This is a genomic window from Marinobacter salicampi (assembly GCF_011074795.1).
GTDB lineage: Bacteria > Pseudomonadota > Gammaproteobacteria > Pseudomonadales > Oleiphilaceae > Marinobacter > Marinobacter salicampi.
In genome coordinates this window covers 14,793-35,851 of the sequence record NZ_JAAMPF010000012.1, presented here as the reverse complement: position 1 = coordinate 35,851, position 21,059 = coordinate 14,793, and the positions used below count along the sequence as shown (strand labels likewise).

The window sequence follows — 21,059 nt, the reverse complement described above, 5'->3', positions numbered from 1 at the left end:
CGAGGTAAGAAGAGCAGGGCAAACCTATTAAATTTGCCCTGCCTAGGGAAATATTAGCCAACAACCTGGCCCATTTGGAAGATCGGTAGATACATTGCGATGATGAGCCCCCCCACGAGCACCCCCAGTACAGCCATAATCATCGGCTCCATCAGTGCGGTGAGGTTATCCACCATATCGTCGACCACTGCTTCGTAATGGTCAGCCACTTTAGAAAGCATTTCATCAAGATTACCTGACTCTTCGCCAATGGCAGTAAGTTGAACAGCCATGACCGGGAAAACGTCTACCTGTCTCATCGCTGCTTGTAGTTGCGTCCCCCCCGATACTTCATCCTTTATTCTATGTATGGCATCCCGATAGACTGCGTTACCGGTTGCGCCCGCAACCGAGTCGAGCGCGTCCACCAGTGGCACGCCAGCAGCGAAAGTTGTTGAAAGTACCCGTCCAAATTTCGCAACAGCCGATTTATCGAGTATCTCACCCATAATGGGCAGCTTGAGCACCAGGCGATCGATTGTGTCTGAAAACTTTTGGGAGCGACGATTTGCTTCCTTAAACAGATAGATTGAACCCACGATAACTAGCAGTACAATAAACCACCATGCTTGCATCCATTCAGAGAGGTTGACCACCATCTGAGTAAAAACCGGCAGATCTGCACCGAATCCTTGAAAAAGCTGTTCAAACTGTGGAACTACTTTTACCAATAGAATCGCTGTAACGATTATTGCGACTGCAACAACAGCAATCGGGTATGTCATTGCCTTTTTAACTTTCTTCTTAAGCAGTTCGGTTTTTTCGAGATAAGTTGCGATACGCTCGAGCATCGTTTCGAGAGCACCAGCCCGCTCGCCTGAGTCGACCAAGTTGCAATAGAGGTCGTCAAAATGTTTGGGGTGGCGTTTTAGTGCACCAGCGAAGCTCGTGCCAGCCGCAACGTCATTACGGATAGACTGAACCAAGTCTTGCAGCCCTTTATTCTCTAGTCCGTCGGCTACAATGTCGAAACTTTGTACCAGCGGCACACCGGCCTTCATCATTGTAGCCAGCTGACGCGTGAGCATAGCGATGTCAAAGGGGGTTATCTTTTTACTACCGCTAAAGAGCGGCTTTGGCTTTTTCTTGACCTTGCTTGGGATTATGCCCTGCTTCCGGAGCTGGGCCTTAACCAAGGCGAGGTTGGTGCCAGAAACCTCACCTTTAGTCTTGTTGCCCTTCCTGTCTTTGCCTTCCCAGACGAATGCCGAGAGCTTCTGAACTTTTTCTGCCATGTGTGTTCCTTCGTCAGCCGGTTACCCGGTTGGCCTCCTCAAGACTGGTGACACCCTGAATCACTTTATCCAGGGCTGATTGTCTGAGATTCTTGAAGCCTTCCGCCTGCGCCTGCTTTGCAATTTTGATCGAACTGGCCTCTTCCATAATCATGCTTGCCAGTTCCTCAGTAATCTTCACGACCTCGTAAATCCCGACGCGGCCCTTATATCCCTTATTGCATTTATCACAGCCTTTAGGGCGGTACAAAGTAAACCCTGTTTCAATTTGTGCCTCTGTGAAGCCTTCCTCCAAAAGAACGTTGCGGGGGACCTCTAAAGGTTCTTTGCACGCACTGCACAACCGCCGGCCAAGACGCTGGGCAATGATGAGGCTCACAGAGGTCGCAATGTTAAAAGCAGGCACCCCCATGTTCATCATCCGCGTGAGGGTTTCAGCGGCACTGTTGGTGTGAAGGGTTGAAAGCACCAAGTGGCCCGTCTGAGCGGCCTTAATAGCAATGTTGGCGGTTTCAAGGTCGCGGATCTCGCCCACCATGATGATGTCCGGGTCCTGACGCAGAAACGCCCGAAGGGCTTCGGCAAAGCCCAGGCCAACACGATTGTTGACGTTAACCTGGTTCACGCCTTCCAGGTTGATCTCAGCCGGGTCCTCCGCTGTGGAGATATTGCGCTCGGAGGTGTTCAGGATGTTTAGACCAGTATAAAGCGATACTGTTTTACCGGAACCCGTAGGGCCGGTAACAAGTATCATTCCCTGTGGCTGCTCAAGCGCCTCCATGAATAGCTTTTTCTGATCTTCTTCGTAGCCCAAAGCGTCGATACCCATCTTGGCCTGGCTGGGGTCGAGTATCCGCAAAACAATCTTCTCGCCCCACAGGGTGGGCAGAGTGTTCACCCGAAAGTCGATTGCCTTGGTCTTGGACAGCTTCATCTTGATACGGCCGTCCTGGGGCACCCGGCGTTCGGATATATCCAGTTGAGCCATAATCTTGATACGTGCAGCGATCTTCGGGGCCAGCTTTATGGATGGCTTGGACATTTCCCGCAGAATGCCATCCGTTCGATAGCGGACTCGGTAGGTTTTCTCATAGGGCTCGAAATGCACATCCGAGGCGCCGCCACGAATGCCGTCCAGCAGCATCTTGTTCACATACTTCACGATGGGAGCGTCGTCTACGTCAGACGCAGGCACCGTGCTCGATTCGTCATCGTTGTCGCCTGCTTCTGTCTCAACACCTTCAAGGTCGGCGTCATCCAAGTCGCCCATTGATGTATCCTGGGATTCCAGGAACTTGTCGATGGCTTCCCTTAGCCGGGCATCGTCTACCAGAACGGCATCGGTACTGAGGCCAGTATTGAATTTGATCTCGTCCAGAGCCTGAATATTCGTTGGGTCAGAAACCGCAATAAACAGCCGGTTGCCTCTTTTATAGAGAGGCAGGGCGTTGTGTTTGCGTATGAGTTTTTCGTCAACCACTTTCTCCGGCAGCATCTCTGGCAAGAAAGAGCTGAGGTCCAAAACCGAAACACCGAACTCCATGGCAGCGGAAAACGCCAGCCCCTTGCTGTCGGCCAGTTTGTTTTGAACCAGATAACTAATCAGCGGGATTTTATTGCTGGAGGCCTGGAGAAAAGCATCTTTTGCGGTTGCTTCGTCTAGCAGACCATCTTCCACAAACCGTCGAGCCAAACCTGTGAGCGTTACATTGCTTTTATTGGTAGTCATAGAAGTATTTTGAGGGCGCTTCTTAAGTTATGAAGATGTAGCCGGAGTAGGAATTAACGAGAGTTTAGATTGCTTGTGAAGGTTTGGAAAGTCACACCTTGTATAGCTTGAGGTAACGGTAATTATCCGTTTGTAAAAATCCTTCCCTTTGATAGCCAAGGTGACCAATAGCGTCACACTCTGACGCCAGTTGACCGTATTTTGCATTCTAATACTTCTGGCCAAACTCGTGGTTTTAATCATATATTATTGAAATACAAAGGATATATTGGATATAAACAGGTGTTGGCACGTTCGGTGCAGGAGTGTAGATAGGCTAAATCCGGTAGAACTAAAGCTCCACCGGCTACGACGCCATAGCGAGAAAAACGACAACCATAGAGGTCGACTATGAAGAACATGAAAATCAATCACGCTCAAAAAGGCTTTACACTGATCGAACTGATGATCGTTGTTGCTATCATTGGTATTCTGGCTGCAATTGCGATTCCGCAATACCAGAATTATATAGCACGCGCTCAGGCCAGCGAGTCGGTTTCGTTGCTTGGTGCTGCTAAGACACCAATCACGGAATTTGTAGCAAGTAACGGCAATTTCCCTACTACCGCTGAACTTGAACAGCTTGGCGTCACCGATGACAACGCTGGCGCCGTCCAGAAAGCCGACACGATCGCCTCCATCACTTCAGTCAACCCTGCAGTAGATCCAGCGACTGGAGTGGTTACTGGAGAGTTGACAGCTACTCTTGCAGCGGCCGGCCTGAATGCTGCCCTGGCAGGCCAGCAAGTTGCTTTGGCATACAACAGTGCCACTGGTAGCTGGGTATGTGGTACAGACGTTGCTGTTGCAGACTATCAACTTTTGCCACAAGGTTGCCGTCAGACTATCGCTGAGGCGGTTACAGCGGCTCAGCCATAACACGACAAGGATTTAGAGGCTAACGCCTCAAATCTCCTCTAAAGGCCTGGGGTTAAATCCAGGCCTTTACCTGTTTACGCTAAATCTCCACCTCCTCAAACAACTCCGGCACCACCACATCCCACCCAAACCTCTCCCTAATCCGCTTCCGCATAACATCACTAGCCAATGGCTCCCCATGGGTAACAAACACTTTCTCAGGCGTCAGCTTGCCCTGGCTCAGCCATTCCAGTATCTCTTCATAATCCCCATGGGCGGAGAGTGAGTCGATATTGTGTATCGCTGCCTTTACCGGCCAGTGCTCACCGTGAATCTTGACGGATTCAGCTCCGTTCACCAGGGCGTCGCCCCTTGTACCCGCCGCCTGAAAGCCCGCGAGTACGATGCTGTTTCTCGGGTTCGGCAGAAGTGTCTTCAGGTGGTGGAGCACCCTGCCGCCGCTTGCCATGCCGCTGGCTGAAACGATGATGCAGGGGAAGCGCTTGCTGTTCAGGTCTATGGATTCGTCCACGGTACGCACGTAAATTGTTTGCTCGTCGATCAGCTCACATTGGGCGGCAGTGAGCCGGTGCTCTTTATGGTGCTTGCAGAATATTTCGGTGGCTTTGATCGCCATCGGACTGTTCAGGTATACGGGCACCTTGGGAATCCGGTTGTCCGCGATCAGTTTGTGGATCAGATACAGGAGCATCTGGGCACGGCCTACGGCAAACGCGGGCATCAGGGTGATACCTCCGCGTTTTACGGTTTCATTCACAATGTCTGCAAGTATGGCCTCCGGGTCGACGTCGCGGTGCTGGCGGTTGCCATAGGTGGACTCGCACACCAGGATGTCGGCTTTATCAATTGGCTCTGGAGGGCGCATGATTACGTCATTCTGCCGGCCCACATCGCCACTGAACACAATGGTTCTGTCAGTGGCTGCTTCATACACATGAACGCAGGATGAACCCAGTATGTGGCCGGCCGGGGTGAACTTGACGGCGAGGCCTTTCACGGGCTCGATCTCCTCGTGGTAATGCACCGATTCAAAGTGCTTTAAAGTTTCCAGGGCATCTTTTACGGTAAACAGCGGCTCTGCCGGGTCATGTTTGGAAAAGCCCTTGCGATTGGCGTATTTTGCATCCTCTTCCTGCAGGTAACCGGCGTCTGGTAGAAGCACTTTGCATAACTCATGGGTTGCCTTGGTGCAGTAGATCTTGCCTTTGAAACCGTGCCTGACCAGTGCCGGCAGATAACCCGTGTGATCAATGTGCGCATGGGTCAGCACAACCGCATTAATTGTGCCGGGCTCAACCGGAAACGGCGCCCAGTTGCGTTGCCGCAGCTTCTTCAGCCCCTGGTACATGCCGCAGTCCACCAGCAGCCTGTGGTTCTGGTTAGAGATCAGGTACCGTGAGCCTGTCACGGTATCAACGGCACCCAGAAACTGTAACTGCATACGAAGCCTCATTAGTGGAAATTGGCGAGAAGTCGATGACCATGGCGCTTATGGATCAATTCGCTACTATTAATAGTATAAAATTGAGCAATAAAATCTGACATGGAACAAATTCAGCCGTTTTTGTGGCCCGGTTGATTGACGCTAAAGGACCCCTATGCACTACGCCTCCCTTCTTCCCGATGTGCTGACCATCGCTGATGCGGCATCGCAGAAAGTACTCAAAATCTACCGCACGGACTTCAAGGTCGAATTCAAGGAGGATAACTCGCCTCTGACGGCGGCAGACATTGCGGCCGACAACGTGATCACAGAGGGCCTGCAACAACTTGGCCACGACATCCCCATTCTGTCTGAAGAATCCGTGGACGCACCCTGGAGCGAGCGCCGCCACTGGCATCGGTTCTGGCTGGTGGATCCCATCGACGGCACCAAGGACTTCACCAGGCGTACCGGGGAGTTCACAGTGAACATCGCGTTGATCGAGCATGGCGTGCCCACACTCGGGGTGGTGACGGCGCCGGCTCTTGGTGAGGTTTTCTGGGGTATAGCAGGCGAGGGGGCGTACAAGCGAGACAGCGAAGGCCGGGAGCATCGCATCAGCGTGGTAGTGCCTCCAGCCAGTAAGCGGGTAGTCGCCAGCAAAAATCACCTGAATCAGGAAACCCGTGACTTCATCGAGGCCCTGGGGCCACACGAGCTGGTACAAGCGGGCAGCTCACTCAAGTTCTGCCGCATCGCCGAGGGGAAGGCCGATATTTATCCCAGAATAGGCCCCACCTGTGAGTGGGACACGGGCGCCGGCCATGCCGTTCTAAGCGCGGCGGGCGGCAAAGTGCAGACCATGGAGGGCGGGCCGCTGGTATATGGCAAGGAAAATGTCTTCAACCCGAACTTTATTGCCTCCGGTAAGTGGTACTGATGCCCTGGTACGCCATCCAGCACAAACCAGGGCAGGGCAATCGGGCCCTAGAGAACCTGCAGAATCAGCAGGCTACGTGTTTCTACCCCAAAATCCAGGTGGAAAAGGTTCAGGGCGGAAAGCGCATCAGGAAAACTGAGCCGCTGTTCCCAGGCTACCTTTTTATCAGGATCGACGCCTCCAACCCACTGTGGGGCAAGCTCCGCTCTACCCGTGGGGTGTTGCGCGTGGTGGGGTTCGCCAACAGGCCCGCTGCTATCGACGACGAGGTAATCAGCCAGATAAAGGAAAGCCTGGATGCCGTCAGCGAGCAGGGCGGTATCCGCCCCGGCCAGACGGTAGAGATTCAGGAGGGGCCCTTCAAGGGCTTGAGTGCCGTGTTCGAGAAGTACCAGGGTGACGAGCGGGCAATTGTCCTGATCGAATTTTTAAATAGAAAACATACGGTTAAAATTGGGTCTGGGTCGTTTCGCCTGCCCTGATTTTGTTTACATTGAGATACAAAATAGCAGAACGTTACGATTTTATTAACTTATGACATCCCGTAGACTCGCCGAAAAGCTGCTCAGGTAGAGCTTCTGTTAGTCAGAGCAAGGTCCGGCGAACCCGGCGACTGTCGCCTGAGCAGCTATCCTTACCTGAAAGACGCCGGTGCCTGTATCCGGCGGTCATTCCCACCAACCCAGGGCGAACGTTCTTACCGTTCAAGGAAAGCAGTTGATGTCCTCAATGTACTGGGCCCGGGTCGGTGGGGCGGTAGCGTGTTTGGTGATCTCTCTCCAGGCATCATTTGCCTATGCCGCACCTTGGTTAGAGCCAGGCGATGCGCGGGCTCGTCATGGGATCCAGAAGCTGGCGGACCGGGGGCATGTCAATCGTTCAGTGACCACCTGGCCAATCATGTGGGCCAGCATCGAGAGCGGGCTGAACCGTTATACCGCCGATGCGGATGCAAGCTCCGTAGGAGATGGCCTGGCCTACCTGAAGTTTGAGCAGTCGATTCAGGCTGCGCCTGGCTTTCAGGCAGAGCTTGGTGTCGGGGCAACCAGCGAGCCAGGTTTTTTGCGAGGGTTCAAAGCTGGCCCCAGAGAAGAAGGCGTCGCTGAGCTGAATCTGCAATGGCTGGGTAATGCCTGGGCACTGGGCCTCAGCCCAACGGCGACCGTTGACCCTGAAGATGATGAATCTTTCCGGCTGGATGGCTCCTACCTGGCGGCAACGGCGGGGAACTGGGTTTTCGGAGCCGGCGCTATCGACCGATGGTGGGGCCCGGGGTGGCAGTCGAGTCTTATCCTCTCCAATAATGCCCGACCGGTGCCGGCAGTGTGGTTAAACCGGAGGGATGCCTTTAAGCCTCAGTCACCCTGGCTGTCCTGGATCGGCCCATGGCAGTTAACCGTTTATGCGGGGCAGCTTGAAAGCGAGCGGGCGGTGCCCGATGCAAAGCTGGTCGGCATGCGCCTGACCGTTCGCCCTATCGCGGGCCTGGATGTCGGGCTGAGCCGGTCGCTTATGTTGGGCGGCGACGGCCGGCCGGAGAACGGTTCGACCTTCTGGAACGCACTGATTGGGCGGGATAACGGTCAGGAAGGCCAGGCGAACGATCCGGGTAATCAGCTGGGCAGCATCGATGCCCGCTATGGCTTCGGGCTGGGTGAGCAGACTATGGGGCTGTATGCCCAGATGATGGGTGAAGACGAAGCCGGCGCTTTCCCGGCTCGTAAATCCTGGTTGTTTGGCGCCGACCTAACAAGCCAATGGTTCGCCGCTGACCAGCAATGGTTTGCCGAATACATCAACACCATTGCCGATGATCTGATCAGCGATCCGCTACCGAACATAACGTACGAGCACTCCATCTATCAAAGGGGCTACCGCTACTATGGCCGAAGCCTGGCTGCCAGCCTCGACGGCGATGCCGAAGCCGTGACCCTGGGCGGTTTCCATTTCTTCAATAACGGCAGCAATCTCGGCGCAGCGCTCACGTTTGCCCGCCTGAACACGGACGGAGCCACTCGCACAGCGGTCACCGACGAAAGTATTTTTTACAGCGTGCCTGCCGATAACCAGGATGTCGCTTATCTTTCCATGAACTACGGCAGCCGGCTACTCGCTGGCTGGTTGGATCTGAATGCCAGCGTTGCCAGTGAGAAAACCCGGCTTATTGGCGGCGTAAAGGCTCAGTGGGCCCTGGGTGCCGAGTGGCGTTACCGGTTTTAAGCCAGTGCGATTGTTTGAACTTCATCCTGAATACGGATTCTGAACTACCGTGAAAATCTTCAAGTCCATGCTGTTGGTTGTTCTCGCTTTAGGGCCGTTCAGTGTTGCTGCCCAGGCGATTACTCAGGCTCAGATTGAGCAGTTTAAATCCCTGCCGAGGGCCCAACAGGAAGCACTTGCCCGACAATACGGGGTGGATCTCAGCCAGGTGAACGAAAGCGAGCGAACGGATACAGCCCAGGCCATCCAGCCTGTTGAGCCTGAAGGCAAGCCCCAATCCCGGCAAGACAGTGAAGAGGCTCAGCAGCGAAAGCGCCAGTTTGAACAGGAAAGGCAGCAGGACAGGGAAAAGAACGGAGGCCTGGAACCCTTTGGCTATGACCTTTTCGCTGACAGCCCATCGACCTTTGCGCCGGTCACTGAGATACCGGTGCCTGTGGACTACGTGCTGGGCCCCGGGGATGTATTGCGGGTCCAGCTTTGGGGTAAGGAAAACCAGCGGTTTGAATTGCAGGTCTCCCGGGACGGCACCGTTAATATTCCCCAGGCCGGCCCCAGGGCCGTGGCCGGCTTAAGCTTTGAGGAAGCCAGCAGACAGATCCGGAAAGTGGTGACAGAGCAGTATATGGGCGTGCAGGCCAGCGTCAGCCTTGGCGCACTGCGCAGCATGCGGGTGTTTGTGCTGGGGGAGGCCCGTACCCCGGGGGCCTACACGGTGAGTTCGCTTTCGACGATTTCCAATGCCCTATTCGTCTCCGGTGGTATCAAGCACAGCGGTTCTCTTCGTAAAGTGCAGCACAAGCGCAACGGCCAGCTGGTCGGCGAGATGGATCTGTACGCCCTGCTGCTGGCGGGGGACACCTCAAAAGATAACCGCCTGCAGCCGGGGGATGTGATTTTCATTCCTCCCGTGGGCCCACGGGCAGGGGTGGCAGGAGAGGTCTACCGGCCCGCACTGTACGAGTTGAAAGGGCCGACCAAGGTTGACGACCTGATACAGATGGCCGGCGGCTTGACCCCCCAAGCCTACCCCCAGAACGTACGAATCGAACGGACGAACGAGCAGTTTCTGCGGATTCTGACCGAAGCGGACTTGACCACGAACGAGGGCCGAAGCAAACAGATCAAGCCCGGGGATCACGCCGAGGTAGCCGCGATCTCTGACATTACCGGCCAGTATGTGGAAATCCTGGGCGCCGTTGCGCGGCCCGGGCGGTTTGCCTGGGTGCCAGGCATGCGGGTGAGTTCGCTCATCACCACCCTCGAGAGTGATCTGACGGCCCAGGCGGACCGGCAGCACGCGGCCATCGTCCGCACCCATCCTGAAACTGACCAGATCTCTGTGATCAGCCTTGATCTGCGCCAGGCCGTACGCAACCGCCTCAGCGAAGCTGATATGCAATTGCAGGAAAAAGACCAGCTGCTGGTGTTTTCCCACGTTGGCGAGAGAACCGATCAGCAGGAACAGGAAGCGCTACGTGAAGAGCAACGGCAGGAAGAGGAGCTCACTAAAAGGCGCTTGGAGGGGGGCGAAGCCGAGGCAGTGGAGTTAACAGAACGTCGCCAGAAGAAAAAGGAACAGGCGCAGCAGGCAAAAGACGCCAGCAGGGCGGTATTGCTGGCTCCGGTCTTGCGGCAGATGCAAACCCAGGCAAGCCCGGCCAGGCCCCAGCAGATAATGAGCATCTCAGGGCCTGTGAATTACCCGGGCGACTACCCAATACCGGCCAGTGGCTCCGTTGCAGACGCCATCAGACTGGCGGGTGGCCTGAAAGACTCAGCGTCCATGCTCACGGCTGAGCTGGCCCGGTCGGTGATAGACGAAAGCGGTATCGCTCAGACCCAGATCCTGCGGCTCGACCTGCAGGAGGTTCTGGCAGGAGCCGGCGACATTCAGCTTCACAGTCGCGACCGCCTGCTGATCAAGCCCATTCCCCAGTTCGCCCTGAACCGCACCGTGGTTCTGGAGGGCGAAGTACGCTATGCGGGTGCCTATACCTTCCGCGAGGGAGAAACCCTTGCCGAGGTGCTGGCAAGGGCAGGGGGTCTTACCGCCAACGCCTTCCCAAGAGGCGCGGTATTTACCCGGGAAAAGTTGCGTGAGCTTGAGGCACGTCGGCTGATCGAAGCGGAGGAGCGCCTGCAGGGTGACCTGCTGGGTCTTACCCTGGAAGGGCGCACGGTCAGCCAGGGCACCAATAAGCTGGATCAGCTACAGGAACTGCTTGAAGAGGTCCAGAATGCCCGCCCGCTCGGCCGCATGGTCATCAATCTTGAAGCCGTTCTGGCAGACACCGACTACCAGCCCATTCGCCTGCAGGACGGTGACCGCCTGAGTGTGCCCCAGATACCCCAGGCGGTCAGCGTATTCGGTGAAGTCCAGTTCCCCACCAGTCACCTCCACACTGCCGGGCTGACCGTCGACGATTACCTGGACCGCAGCGGCGGGCCAACTCGCCAGGCAGACGAAGACAGGGTCTACGTTATAAAAGCCGATGGCTCCGTGGTGCTGCCCGAGAAAAGCCGTTGGTTCGGGGGCCGCAACCAGCAGCTGGCCGTCGGGGACACGATCATTGTTCCGATCAATGTAGACCGCCTCAACCAGTTGGAACTGTGGACCAACGTCAGCCAGATTGTGTACCAGATGGCGCTGGGCGCAGCCGCCGTGGGAAACCTCTAACATGACCAAATATCAACCGCTGATCACTCAGCCCCTGGACTACCGCGACGACGAAATCGACCTGCGGGAGTTGTTTCTGACGCTCTGGCGCGAAAAATGGCTCATCCTGGTAATTACCCTGCTGTTCGGCGTTGCCAGTGCGGCCTATGCTCTGCTCCAACCCGATATCTATACCGCCAAGGTAGTGCTCGCCCCGCAGGCTGAGGACAGCGGCGGAAACCTGGGCCGTCTGGCGGGTCAGTTCGGGGGGTTGGCAAGCCTTGCCGGAGTCAACCTTGGGGGCGGCGAATCAAACAGAACCGTAATTGCACTGGAAACCTTGAAATCCAATGCCTTTTTGAGTGATTTTATCGCACGCCACCAGCTGGCAGTGCCCCTTATGGCCGTGACAGGCTGGCAATCAGCTACGGGTGAGCCAGAGTACAACCGCAAAATGTACGATGCTGAAGGCTCACTATGGAAAACGGACGAAGCCGGCAAAACCCTTGCGCCTACAGACTGGGATATGGTCAAGGCCTTCCGGGACCTCATGAATGTGAGCAGTGCAAATGATACCGGCATTGTCACGCTGACGATCAGGCATGTCTCGCCTGCTGTCGCCAGTGACTGGGCCACCTTACTGGTCGTTGATATCAACAACCACATGCGAGCCTCCGAGGTTGGCAAGGCCGAAGCCCGGATCGCGTTTCTACAGGGCAAGGTGAAAGAAACCAACATAGCGGGTATGCAGCAGGTGTTCTTTCAACTGATCGAGAGTGAAACCCGCACCGTGATGCTCGCCAATGCCCAGAGTGAGTATGTGTTCGAGACCATAGACCCCGCGATCGCGCCCCAGGAAAAAAGTGAACCAAAACGGGCCTTGATCGTCATACTGGGGATTATGCTCGGCGGCATGGCGGCGGTCTTCATCGTGTTTGTACGGGCATTTCTAAAAAATGGCGCGACTCCTAACAACGAGTAACTGAAAAACCGCTTCGGTTCCCGTAGAATCCGCGCTTCTCTTGCGAAATACCGATCGATCGGGCCGCTTGCCAGCACTTGGCCACCGGTGCCTGATGCACCAGACATGGCCGGTGGGGCGGTAGCGTGCCTGAACTCCTAATTTGACCACAGTGCGGAAGTGAACAGATGAGAAGTACTCCCGAACAGCGACCACAGTATGACGATGAGATTAGCCTGGTGGATATCGCCGCTACTTTTATAAGAAGACGGCGGATTTTCTATGCGGTGTTCGTGATTTTTACGCTTGGGGGGCTGGCCTACGCATTGCTGGCAACAGAGACCTATCAGTATACGAGCCTTATTCAGGTAGCGGAGAAAGGCTCGGGGAAATATATAGAAGAACCTGCGACCACTATTGCAACTCTGGAAAATCGCTGGCTGCCTGAACAGGAAACGATTTTTCGGGCAGAGACTGACGGAAAGCTGCCCTTCTCAGTTTCGTTTTCTAATCCGGATAATACCGGGCTTATACGGTTCACATCGGAGGCGGCTTCAGACAGCAAAAGGGAAGTTGAATTGGTTCACTCAAACCTGATTGACAGCATCAAGGCACGCCAGAACGCACTGCTTGAACGGGAAAAACAGAGCCTTCAGAGTCGCATTAACTCAGTGGAGCGGGCCATTGAGACTCTTCAGGGTGGTGAAGACACCGGCGCCGCAATTGCGGAGGCTTTCGAGCGCAAGGTACGCCTTGAAAGTGATCTTGAGGCGCTCAAGCCGGCGGAAGTACTGGTTGTGAGTCGTCAAAGCGCTGATAAGACAGGTCCGGCCAGGGTAAAAATCATGGTGGTTACTCTCTTTATCGCCGGGATTATGGGAGTTTTAAGTGTGTTTCTTGTCCAGTTTGGTGGTTCGGTTAGAACTGCTTTAAAAACTGAGAGTTAATCAACAAAGTAGAGGAAATGACTAAGTGAGTAAAAAATTTGCGTTAATCGGGGCTGCCGGGTACATCGCACCAAGGCACATGAAAGCCATAAAGGATACCGGGAACGACCTGGTGGCGGCTCTGGATCCAAACGATTCAGTAGGAATCATCGACAGTCATTTTCCTGATGCAGACTTTTTTACAGAGTTTGAGCGCTTCGACCGGCACATCGACAAACTGCACCGGGCCAGGGCCGGAGAAGCGATTGACTACGTGTCTATTTGTTCTCCGAACTATCTACATGATTCCCATATGCGTTTTGCGCTACGCTCGGGCGCCGATGCAATATGTGAAAAGCCTCTGGTGCTTAATCCGTGGAATATTGATGGTCTCAAGGAAATAGAGAACGACACGGGCCGTAAGGTAAATACAATTCTTCAACTCCGCGTTCACCCATCAATTATCGCGCTTCGGGATAAGGTTCAGGCGGAAAACAAAGGTACCAAACACGAAGTAGACCTGACCTACATAACCTCACGCGGGCACTGGTACATGCAATCCTGGAAAGGGGATGAGAAAAAGTCGGGCGGTATTGCGACCAACATAGGGGTGCACTTCTATGACATGCTGCATTTCATTTTTGGCGATCTTCAGGAGAACGTAGTCCATCATAGCGAAGACACGTCAGCCGCTGGTTACCTGGAGTACGAGAAGGCGCGAGTTCGTTGGTTCCTCTCCGTAGATTACAAGTATGTCCCAGAGAGCGCCAAGGCCCAAGGCCAACGCACGTATCGTTCAATTACAGTTGATGGTGAAGAAATCGAGTTTTCCGGCGGCTTTGCTGATCTCCATACGCGCAGCTACGAGGAAATATTGGCAGGGCGCGGGTTTGGGCTTGATGACAACCGCGTTGCCATACAAACGGTCACTAACATCAGAAATGCCATTCCGGTAGGGCCAAAAGGAAACTACCACCCTTTCCTGAATCAATAGCCGGCTAATCGCTTAGCTGTACTTTTCTCTCTTCTTTCGTTGGGTACGAGGACTTATTTTATGGCTGTCACTGTTCACCCGAGCGCAATTGTTGACGAGGGAGCTCAGATAGGAGATGGCTCGCGTGTCTGGCACTTCGTACACGTCTGCAGTGGAGCGCGAATCGGTAAAGGTGTGTCTTTAGGCCAAAACGTGTTTGTAGGCAACAAAGTTACCATAGGTGATAACTGCAAGATCCAAAATAACGTCTCTGTATATGACAATGTCCATCTGGAAGAAGGTGTGTTCTGTGGACCCAGTATGGTTTTTACTAACGTATACAACCCCCGCTCTCTAATTGAACGAAAAGATGAGTATCGGGATACGCTGGTAAAGCGTGGCGCCACTCTTGGTGCCAACTGTACGCTTGTTTGTGGAGTCACTATTGGGGAGTTTGCCTTTATAGGTGCTGGTGCCGTTGTGAACAAAGACGTGCCAGCCTATGCACTAATGGTAGGCGTACCTGCCCGACAGATCGGCTGGATGAGTGAGTTTGGTGAGCAGTTGAACTTACCTGTTGAAGGTAATGGCGAGGCATCCTGTGCTCACACAAATTCTAAATATATTCTCAATAATGGCCAGCTTTCAAAGGCCTAAATCATTTTCCTTAAATTATTACGCAGGTAGTTACGTATGCAATTTGTAGACCTGGCCGCGCAGCAGGCCAGAATTAAAGATAAGATTGATGCCAACATTCAAAAAGTGCTCGCTCATGGAATTTACATTCTTGGGCCCGAAGTTGCGGAACTGGAAGAAAAACTGGCTGCGTACTGCGGGGCCAAGCACTGCATTACCGTTGGAAATGGTACCGATGCGCTGCAAATTGCCCAAATGGCCGTTGGCATAGGTCCAGGTGACGAAGTGATCGTCCCCGGCTTCAGCTACATTGCGACTGCTGAGACCCCGGCCGTGCTGGGAGCTCGACCAGTCTACGTTGATATTGAAGCCAAAACGTACAATCTCGACCCCCAGAAGTTGGAGGCCGCCATTACTCCCCGCACCAAGGCGATCATCCCCGTCTCGCTTTATGGCCAGCCTGCAGATTTCGATACGATTAACGCGATTGCAGCGAAGCACGGCCTCCCTGTTATTGAAGATGGGGCGCAGAGTTTTGGCGCCAGCTATAAGGGCAAAAAGTCCTGCAATCTGAGCACCATCGGCTGCACGAGCTTCTTCCCCAGCAAGCCTCTGGGCTGTTATGGCGATGGTGGCGCTATCTTTACCAACGATGACGAGCTGGCCAACATTCTCCGCCAGATTGCTCGCCATGGTCAGGACCGACGTTATCACCATATACGGGTGGGCGTTAATAGTCGTCTGGACACCCTACAAGCAGCCATTTTGCTGCCGAAGTTGGAACTGCTGGACGAAGAAATCCAGCTACGAAACCGAGTAGCCGAAAACTATAATCAACTGCTTAATGAAGCTGGAATTTTCACAACCCCGTTCTTGGAAGAAAATAACGTTTCTGCCTGGGCACAATACACCGTCCGGGTGGACAACCGAGAGAAGGTCCAGGCTCAAATGAATGCCGCTGGTGTCCCTACCGCCGTACATTACCCTATACCGTTGAACAAACAGCCCGCGGTGGCCGATGTAGCCGCGAACCTTCCTGTGGGAGACGAAATGGCAGAGAAGGTAATGAGTTTACCGATGCACCCGTATTTGCGAGTTGAGGATCAGAAGGCGGTAGCGGCGTTTTTGAAAGCGTGAAAGAAAGACTAAAAAGCCTAGTTCCAAAAAGCGCTTTTGTCCGCGGCGTCAGCGTACTGGTAGGAGGCACGGCCGGTGCGCAAGCTTTGATGATCCTTGCATCTCCGCTACTAACTCGTCTCTATACCCCGGAAGATTTTGGTTTGTTAGCGGTTTACGGAGGCTTGCTAGCACTCTTCACGGTGGTTGCCAGCTTACGTTATGAGCTAGCTATACCTTTACCGGAGAACCACACCGAAGCAGCAAACTTGGTTGTCCTTAGTTTGCTTATTGTGCTGATGATGACTTCCGTTTCAGGTTTGATGGTATGGTTAGCAGGTAAACAAATTGCCTATGCGTTGGATAGCCCCACTCTTGCAATGTACTTTTGGTTGCTGCCGGTTGGAGTATTCTTTTCTGGAATATACAAAGTATTTAACTACTGGGGAGTGCGGACTAAAGCTTTCGGGGACATAGCTCGAACACGTGTTAGTCAAACGCTGACAACCCTCGCGATACAAATCCTTGGTTTCAAATTGGGCGGCATGGCACTAATAGTCGGGCAGGCCAGTGGACAAGGGGTCGGTAGTTTTCGTTTGGCACGTAATGCATTCACATACCAAGAATTCAAAACTTGCAGTTTGCAAGGATGCTTGGCGGCTGCAAAACGATATAAACAATTCCCTTTATATTCAACTGGATCTGGCCTGTTTAATACGGCAGGTACTCAGCTTCCTCCTCTACTATTTGCTGCGCTCTTTAGCGCAAGTTCAGCTGGACTTTATGCTTTGGCAAGTCGTATCTTAAAGTTGCCCATGACGGTACTCGGTGGTGCTATAGGCCAAGTTTATTTTTCCAATCTAGCAGAGGCCCAGCGCAAGTCAAAGCTTCCAGCATTGGTAGAACGAGGATTTTTAAGTCTTTTAAAGCTGTCGATGCCAGTCGCAGCAGTTTTCATGATAGTAGCGCCCGATTTATTTTCTTTTGTTTTCGGCGAAAGTTGGCGCTTATCGGGTGAAGTCGCCCGTTGGATGACGCCTTGGCTAGTGTTTCAGTTTATTGGGTCACCATTGAGTGCTGTGTATTTTGTAGCCGAAAAAGAAAAAATGGGACTTATATTTCAAGTGGCCATGTTTTCTTTTAGAGTGGTTTCGGTGTGGGTAGGCTACCATTATTTTGAATTCGTTGGGACATTAATAATATTTTCAACAATAAGCGCCATTTCCTACCTTTTCTATATTTTTAGCGTGCTAGTTATCGCTCGGGCGCGGTTTCGCTGGTGTACATTTCTGTTTATTAAGGAAGTAACTTTAGTTCTAATTTCGATAACCCCTTCTTTATATTTCTATCATACCAATAGCGATGTATGGATGTACTTTTGTTTATTTATTTTTTTATTGCTCTTCTACGTACCTAGGTTTAGGCTAATTTACAGGTAGACCTAATTGTGTGTATTAAAAACCACCGTAGGCGTTCTTTTGAAGGCAGCTAAGGAACAGAGTCGCGGAAATAATAAGTAAAAAAATCTGAAATAAACGTAAATTTTTTTAGTATTACTTTACTTCACGCCTACTATTGGAAGCGGTGCTGGAGGAGCCTCAAAAAGGGTCTTACATTGTTAGATTTTCTATTTTGGTCTTTGTTTCTACTAGTACCGCCCTTTGCAGTCTTACTACTGAGGATCGCTGGCGACCGCATTAATCAGGTGAGCTTAGTAAATGTGACAGCAGTAGCTTTATTTATGTTTTCTATAATTGGCACACTGCCACTTTTCTATTTTCTAGATGACTACCGCTACAACATAGGTATAGAAGATCAGATTCTTGTCCTAACAGTACTTTTCTATTCCAGCGTTAATATTATATTCTTTCTGGTGGGGGCGGTTTTTATTCGCAAGGTCACCCGACTTCAACCTGTAATTTATGACACAAAATATACACGTCCACTGAACCTCCTTCAGAAGCAAGTTCTTATCGGTTTTTTTGCTTTTAGCGTACTGGTATTAATCAAATATTTGAGCCAATTAGACCAAATTGCGATTTTGATTTCTTTATCAGAGGGCGCAGATGCTGCTAGGCAAGCTCGTAGTGACATGGGTAGCTCTTTCTCCGGAAAGTATCACTGGTACAAATTGGTCATGCATGATTTAGGTAATTTGCTAACTTTTACTACTTTTGCGCTTTGGTTACATAGAAAGAGATTTTATTCTTTTATAGCATTTATTGCGACTTTTACCTATTCGACTATTGTTGCGATTATAGCAACTGAGAAAGCTCCATTTGCATGGTTATTAATTGGTCTTTTTATGACATATTATCTTGTTAAAAATAATGGGTTCGTTCCTTTTAAGAAAATGGCATTGTTTGCAGTTGGAGTTATAGGTATCTTGATGCTGGCTTATATAGTTTTCATGGATTCAGATAACGCCAAATCCGCGCTTTGGTCAGTGTTCTCTCGTGCATTCTCTGGGAGCATATCGCCGGCTTATTTTTATTTGGAATTCTTTCCAGCCCATCAAGACTATCTGCTAGGGCGCACATTTCCTAACCCTGGTGGTATAATGCCATACGAGACATACAGGTATACTGTTGAAGTGATGAACTGGCTATTTCCTGCACTAGCCAAATCAGGAGTGGTGGGTTCAGCGCCAACTGTGTTCTGGGGTGAGGCTTACGCAAATTTTGGCCCTATTGGCATTCCAGTTGTTGCTTTTACTATGGGCTGTATAATTGCTGTCATTAGTTATCTTGTGTCTAAATTTGAAATAAACGCTCTTTCTACTGGTTTTATAGTATGGTTGATCCTTACATTCAAAGATTTGTCTGTAACTGGGTTTAGTGGTTATCTTTATAGCGTTTACATTATTATGTTGAGCTTTATTGTTATTTTAGTGTTTTCACTCCGTGGCTATATTTTGCTAAGAAAACCAAGAGGACGTTCTCTAAAAAAGTTCTGAGCAAATAATTTTCTGCACAGCGTTAGAGATTATATAGGCGTATCTCGGTTTTTTTTAAAATATTCGATTTTCAGCTAGACCTTTAGGTTATAAACTAAATGACGAAAGTAGCAAATATCGTACTTAACGATTTTACGAACGATAGTCGTGTTTGGAAAATATCAAAATCATTAGCTTCCTTTGGTTACCATCCGATAGTGGTTGCTTTGCACAGGCCTGGGCTAGAAACAAAAGAATCTGTAGCTGGCGTTTGTGTTTATCGGATTCCGTTGGCTACACGCTCTTGGCCAAAATTTAAGCCGATTCAGATAGTCAAGTATTTTGAGTTTGCGTGTAAAGTTTTTTGGCGGTTTAGGGGCGTTAATTACGTTCACTGTAATGATTTGAACGCGTTGCCGATTGGTCTGCTAATAAAGTTGTTTAGTAAAAAAACAAGAGTTGTGTATGATTGCCACGAATATGAGACTGAAATTACTGGGCTTAAAGGCGTTGAGAAAAATGGTAGGAAATTGCTCGAGCGCTGCCTCATTCCCTTCGTTGATAGCATAATCACGGTCAGCGACTCCATCGCTAACGAGTATGCCCGACTGTACAAGATTCCTCAGCCCCATTTGGTATTGAACTGTCCCTCGCATAAGGAGCAGCCAAAGAATGATTTGTTCCGAAAAAACTTGGGTATTCGTGCTGATCAGACCATTTTTCTATATCAAGGCGGGCTGAGCAAGGGCCGTGGCGTTGAATTGTTATTGGAAGCTTTTACAGCCCTAGAAACGGATCAAAATGTGCTGGTCTGTATGGGCTATGGTCCACTAGAACAATTGATTCAGCATAAATCGCAAGATAGTGAGACAATATTTTTTCATTCGGCAGTAATGCCAGACGTGCTATTGAACTACACTAGCTCAGCAGATTATGGCGTTTCGTTCATTGAAGATTCGTGCTTGAGCTATCGATATTGCCTTCCTAATAAGGTTTTTGAATATTTAATGGCGGGTCTACCAGTACTGACCTCCAATCTCTATGAGATGAAGAAGTTGGTTGAGACTGAAGGCGTTGGCATTGTTGCTGAAGATAATACGGTGGAAGGTTTCCGTAAAGCAGTTATTCGCTCTTTGGCCCAGGACTATAAGGCCATCCAAAAAAATGTGTTTGACGCTCGGAAGAAATATTGCTGGGAAGAACAAGAGAAAACTTTGGGAAAGATCTATGGTGCTCTCTAACCTACACGTTGCTCACCTAACCTCTGTCCACCCTCGCACTGACACTCGTATTTTTCTTAAAGAGTGCACATCTCTCGCCAACCACGGCTACAAGGTTTCTTTAGTAGTCGCCGATGGTAGGGGCGGTGAGGAGAAAAAAGGTGTGGTCATTCATGATGTTGGGGGCTCTAGGGGGCGTTTGGATCGCATCAAAAATGCTCCAAGTCGCGTTTTTCGAAAGGCAAAGGAGCTGGATGCTGATCTATACCATCTACACGATCCCGAGCTACTTCCTATTGGCCTGAAACTGAAAAGGAGCGGGAAAAATGTAATTTTCGATTCCCATGAAGATGTGCCCAAGCAATTGTTGGGTAAGCCGTATTTGAATAAACCGTCCAAGTGGCTCCTTTCTTATATTTTTGCAAAGTATGAACGTTGGGTCTGTCCTAAGTTGGACGCCGTGGTTGCTGCAACACCACATATTCGCGATAAGTTCTGCGCCATGGGCGTGCGTTCTGTGGATATCAACAACTATCCGATACGAGGGGAGCTATCTTCCTGCGGGGTGAGCTGGCCGAAAGAAAAACTTCAGGTTGTTTATATTGGGGGCCTCGACAAGGTACGAGGCATCCAGGAAATGGTTAAGGCACTAAGCCTGACTCGAACGGGAGTAAGGTTTACCTTGGGCGGAAAATTTGGCCAACCTGAATTCGAGGCAAAAGTACGGGCTGAGGCCGGATGGCAAAATGTGGATTTCCGCGGCTGGCTGGATCGGGAAGAGATAAAAAAAGCTCTTAATGATTCGGTAGCTGGGCTCGTAACTCTCCGCCCAATCATAAATTATCTGGACGCGTTGCCGGTTAAAATGTTCGAGTACATGGCTGCGGGTATACCAGTTATCGCTTCCGACTTTCCCCTCTGGAAACAAATCATCGAAGGCAGCCAATGCGGTATTTGCGTAGATCCACTTGATCCTCAAGCTATTGCGAATGCCATTGATTACCTTGTCACCCACCCCGAGGAAGCCGCTCAGATGGGACGCAATGGCCAGAAGGCTGTGTTTCAGAAGTACAACTGGGATAACGAAGAGCAGAAATTGCTGCATTTCTATAGTTCATTGGCGAGATAA

General features: G+C 51.4%; 17 protein-coding genes. 14 read left to right on the top strand and 3 right to left on the bottom strand.

Going from position 1 to position 21,059, the window contains the following annotated elements:
• Positions 1–53: 53 nt before the first annotated feature.
• Together G7W63_RS04890 and pilB are read right to left on the bottom strand one after the other, a co-directional pair.
• Positions 54–1,274, bottom strand: a complete 1,221-nt coding sequence (locus G7W63_RS04890; RefSeq protein WP_166254013.1) for a type II secretion system F family protein — start codon at positions 1,272–1,274, stop codon at positions 54–56.
• A 13-nt stretch (positions 1,275–1,287) separates the two neighbouring features.
• Entirely contained in the window at positions 1,288–3,003 is a 1,716-nt protein-coding gene (pilB, locus tag G7W63_RS04885) for a type IV-A pilus assembly ATPase PilB (RefSeq protein ID WP_166254010.1), read from the bottom strand.
• Between the two features lie 399 nt (positions 3,004–3,402).
• Between pilB and G7W63_RS04880 the strand changes: the two genes are divergently transcribed.
• The gene (locus G7W63_RS04880) at positions 3,403–3,921 is read left to right on the top strand and encodes a pilin (protein WP_423202278.1); all 519 of its coding nucleotides are present in this window, start codon (positions 3,403–3,405) and stop codon (positions 3,919–3,921) included.
• Between the two features lie 79 nt (positions 3,922–4,000).
• On the opposite strand, the gene G7W63_RS04875 is transcribed toward G7W63_RS04880, so the two are convergent.
• The gene (locus tag G7W63_RS04875) at positions 4,001–5,362 is read right to left on the bottom strand and encodes an MBL fold metallo-hydrolase RNA specificity domain-containing protein (protein ID WP_166254004.1); all 1,362 of its coding nucleotides are present in this window, start codon (positions 5,360–5,362) and stop codon (positions 4,001–4,003) included.
• A gap of 157 nt (positions 5,363–5,519) precedes the next feature.
• Here G7W63_RS04875 and cysQ point away from each other — a divergent pair, with 157 nt between their 5' ends.
• The 13 genes from cysQ (at position 5,520) to G7W63_RS04810 (ending at position 21,059) form a co-directional block, all read left to right on the top strand.
• A complete protein-coding gene (gene cysQ, locus G7W63_RS04870; protein WP_166254002.1) occupies positions 5,520–6,284 on the top strand; it encodes a 3'(2'),5'-bisphosphate nucleotidase CysQ in 765 nt (254 codons plus the stop codon).
• Positions 6,284–6,766 carry a transcription/translation regulatory transformer protein RfaH gene (gene rfaH / locus G7W63_RS04865; RefSeq protein ID WP_166253999.1) on the top strand — a complete coding sequence of 161 codons (483 nt, stop codon included), beginning with the start codon at positions 6,284–6,286 and terminating at the stop codon, positions 6,764–6,766. Before cysQ ends, rfaH begins: the two co-directional genes overlap by 1 nt.
• A gap of 238 nt (positions 6,767–7,004) precedes the next feature.
• Positions 7,005–8,504, top strand: coding sequence for a capsule assembly Wzi family protein (locus tag G7W63_RS04860; RefSeq protein WP_166253996.1), 1,500 nt, complete (start codon positions 7,005–7,007; stop codon positions 8,502–8,504).
• 67 nt (positions 8,505–8,571) lie between these two features.
• Positions 8,572–11,184, top strand: coding sequence for an SLBB domain-containing protein (locus tag G7W63_RS04855; RefSeq protein WP_423202277.1), 2,613 nt, complete (start codon positions 8,572–8,574; stop codon positions 11,182–11,184).
• A gap of 1 nt (position 11,185) precedes the next feature.
• The gene (locus tag G7W63_RS04850; RefSeq protein WP_166253991.1) at positions 11,186–12,145 is read left to right on the top strand and encodes a Wzz/FepE/Etk N-terminal domain-containing protein; all 960 of its coding nucleotides are present in this window, start codon (positions 11,186–11,188) and stop codon (positions 12,143–12,145) included.
• A 167-nt stretch (positions 12,146–12,312) separates the two neighbouring features.
• On the top strand, positions 12,313–13,071 hold the full coding sequence (locus G7W63_RS04845; RefSeq protein ID WP_166253988.1) for a Wzz/FepE/Etk N-terminal domain-containing protein: 759 nt from the start codon (positions 12,313–12,315) through the stop codon (positions 13,069–13,071).
• A gap of 25 nt (positions 13,072–13,096) precedes the next feature.
• Positions 13,097–14,044: a Gfo/Idh/MocA family protein gene (locus G7W63_RS04840; RefSeq protein ID WP_278185414.1), complete on the top strand. Its 948-nt coding sequence runs from the start codon at positions 13,097–13,099 to the stop codon at positions 14,042–14,044.
• Positions 14,045–14,104: 60 nt separating this feature from the next.
• Entirely contained in the window at positions 14,105–14,680 is a 576-nt protein-coding gene (wbpD, locus tag G7W63_RS04835; protein ID WP_166253985.1) for a UDP-2-acetamido-3-amino-2,3-dideoxy-D-glucuronate N-acetyltransferase, read from the top strand.
• 36 nt (positions 14,681–14,716) lie between these two features.
• Positions 14,717–15,796: a DegT/DnrJ/EryC1/StrS family aminotransferase gene (locus G7W63_RS04830; RefSeq protein WP_166253982.1), complete on the top strand. Its 1,080-nt coding sequence runs from the start codon at positions 14,717–14,719 to the stop codon at positions 15,794–15,796.
• A complete protein-coding gene (locus tag G7W63_RS04825) occupies positions 15,793–17,214 on the top strand; it encodes a lipopolysaccharide biosynthesis protein (protein WP_166253979.1) in 1,422 nt (473 codons plus the stop codon). Before G7W63_RS04830 ends, G7W63_RS04825 begins: the two co-directional genes overlap by 4 nt.
• Positions 17,215–17,495: 281 nt before the next feature.
• On the top strand, positions 17,496–18,731 hold the full coding sequence (locus tag G7W63_RS04820) for an O-antigen polymerase (protein WP_166253976.1): 1,236 nt from the start codon (positions 17,496–17,498) through the stop codon (positions 18,729–18,731).
• Positions 18,732–18,829: 98 nt separating this feature from the next.
• A complete protein-coding gene (locus G7W63_RS04815; RefSeq protein ID WP_166253973.1) occupies positions 18,830–19,951 on the top strand; it encodes a glycosyltransferase family 4 protein in 1,122 nt (373 codons plus the stop codon).
• Entirely contained in the window at positions 19,938–21,059 is a 1,122-nt protein-coding gene (locus tag G7W63_RS04810; protein ID WP_166253971.1) for a glycosyltransferase family 4 protein, read from the top strand. Before G7W63_RS04815 ends, G7W63_RS04810 begins: the two co-directional genes overlap by 14 nt.

Excerpts from the sequence above, each read along its gene's own strand:
- G7W63_RS04850 (WP_166253991.1), top strand. The coding sequence starts at position 11,186 with ATGACCAAATATCAACCGCTGATCACTCAGCCCCTGGACTACCGCGAC.
- wbpD (WP_166253985.1), top strand. The coding sequence starts at position 14,105 with ATGGCTGTCACTGTTCACCCGAGCGCAATTGTTGACGAGGGAGCTCAG.
- G7W63_RS04810 (WP_166253971.1), top strand. The coding sequence starts at position 19,938 with ATGGTGCTCTCTAACCTACACGTTGCTCACCTAACCTCTGTCCACCCT.
- G7W63_RS04860 (WP_166253996.1), top strand. The coding sequence starts at position 7,005 with ATGTCCTCAATGTACTGGGCCCGGGTCGGTGGGGCGGTAGCGTGTTTG.
- G7W63_RS04815 (WP_166253973.1), top strand. The coding sequence starts at position 18,830 with ATGACGAAAGTAGCAAATATCGTACTTAACGATTTTACGAACGATAGT.
- G7W63_RS04855 (WP_423202277.1), top strand. The coding sequence starts at position 8,572 with ATGCTGTTGGTTGTTCTCGCTTTAGGGCCGTTCAGTGTTGCTGCCCAG.
- cysQ (WP_166254002.1), top strand. The coding sequence starts at position 5,520 with ATGCACTACGCCTCCCTTCTTCCCGATGTGCTGACCATCGCTGATGCG.
- rfaH (WP_166253999.1), top strand. The coding sequence starts at position 6,284 with ATGCCCTGGTACGCCATCCAGCACAAACCAGGGCAGGGCAATCGGGCC.
- G7W63_RS04830 (WP_166253982.1), top strand. The coding sequence starts at position 14,717 with ATGCAATTTGTAGACCTGGCCGCGCAGCAGGCCAGAATTAAAGATAAG.
- G7W63_RS04890 (WP_166254013.1), bottom strand. The coding sequence starts at position 1,274 with ATGGCAGAAAAAGTTCAGAAGCTCTCGGCATTCGTCTGGGAAGGCAAA.
- G7W63_RS04875 (WP_166254004.1), bottom strand. The coding sequence starts at position 5,362 with ATGCAGTTACAGTTTCTGGGTGCCGTTGATACCGTGACAGGCTCACGG.
- G7W63_RS04845 (WP_166253988.1), top strand. The coding sequence starts at position 12,313 with ATGAGAAGTACTCCCGAACAGCGACCACAGTATGACGATGAGATTAGC.
- pilB (WP_166254010.1), bottom strand. The coding sequence starts at position 3,003 with ATGACTACCAATAAAAGCAATGTAACGCTCACAGGTTTGGCTCGACGG.
- G7W63_RS04880 (WP_423202278.1), top strand. The coding sequence starts at position 3,403 with ATGAAAATCAATCACGCTCAAAAAGGCTTTACACTGATCGAACTGATG.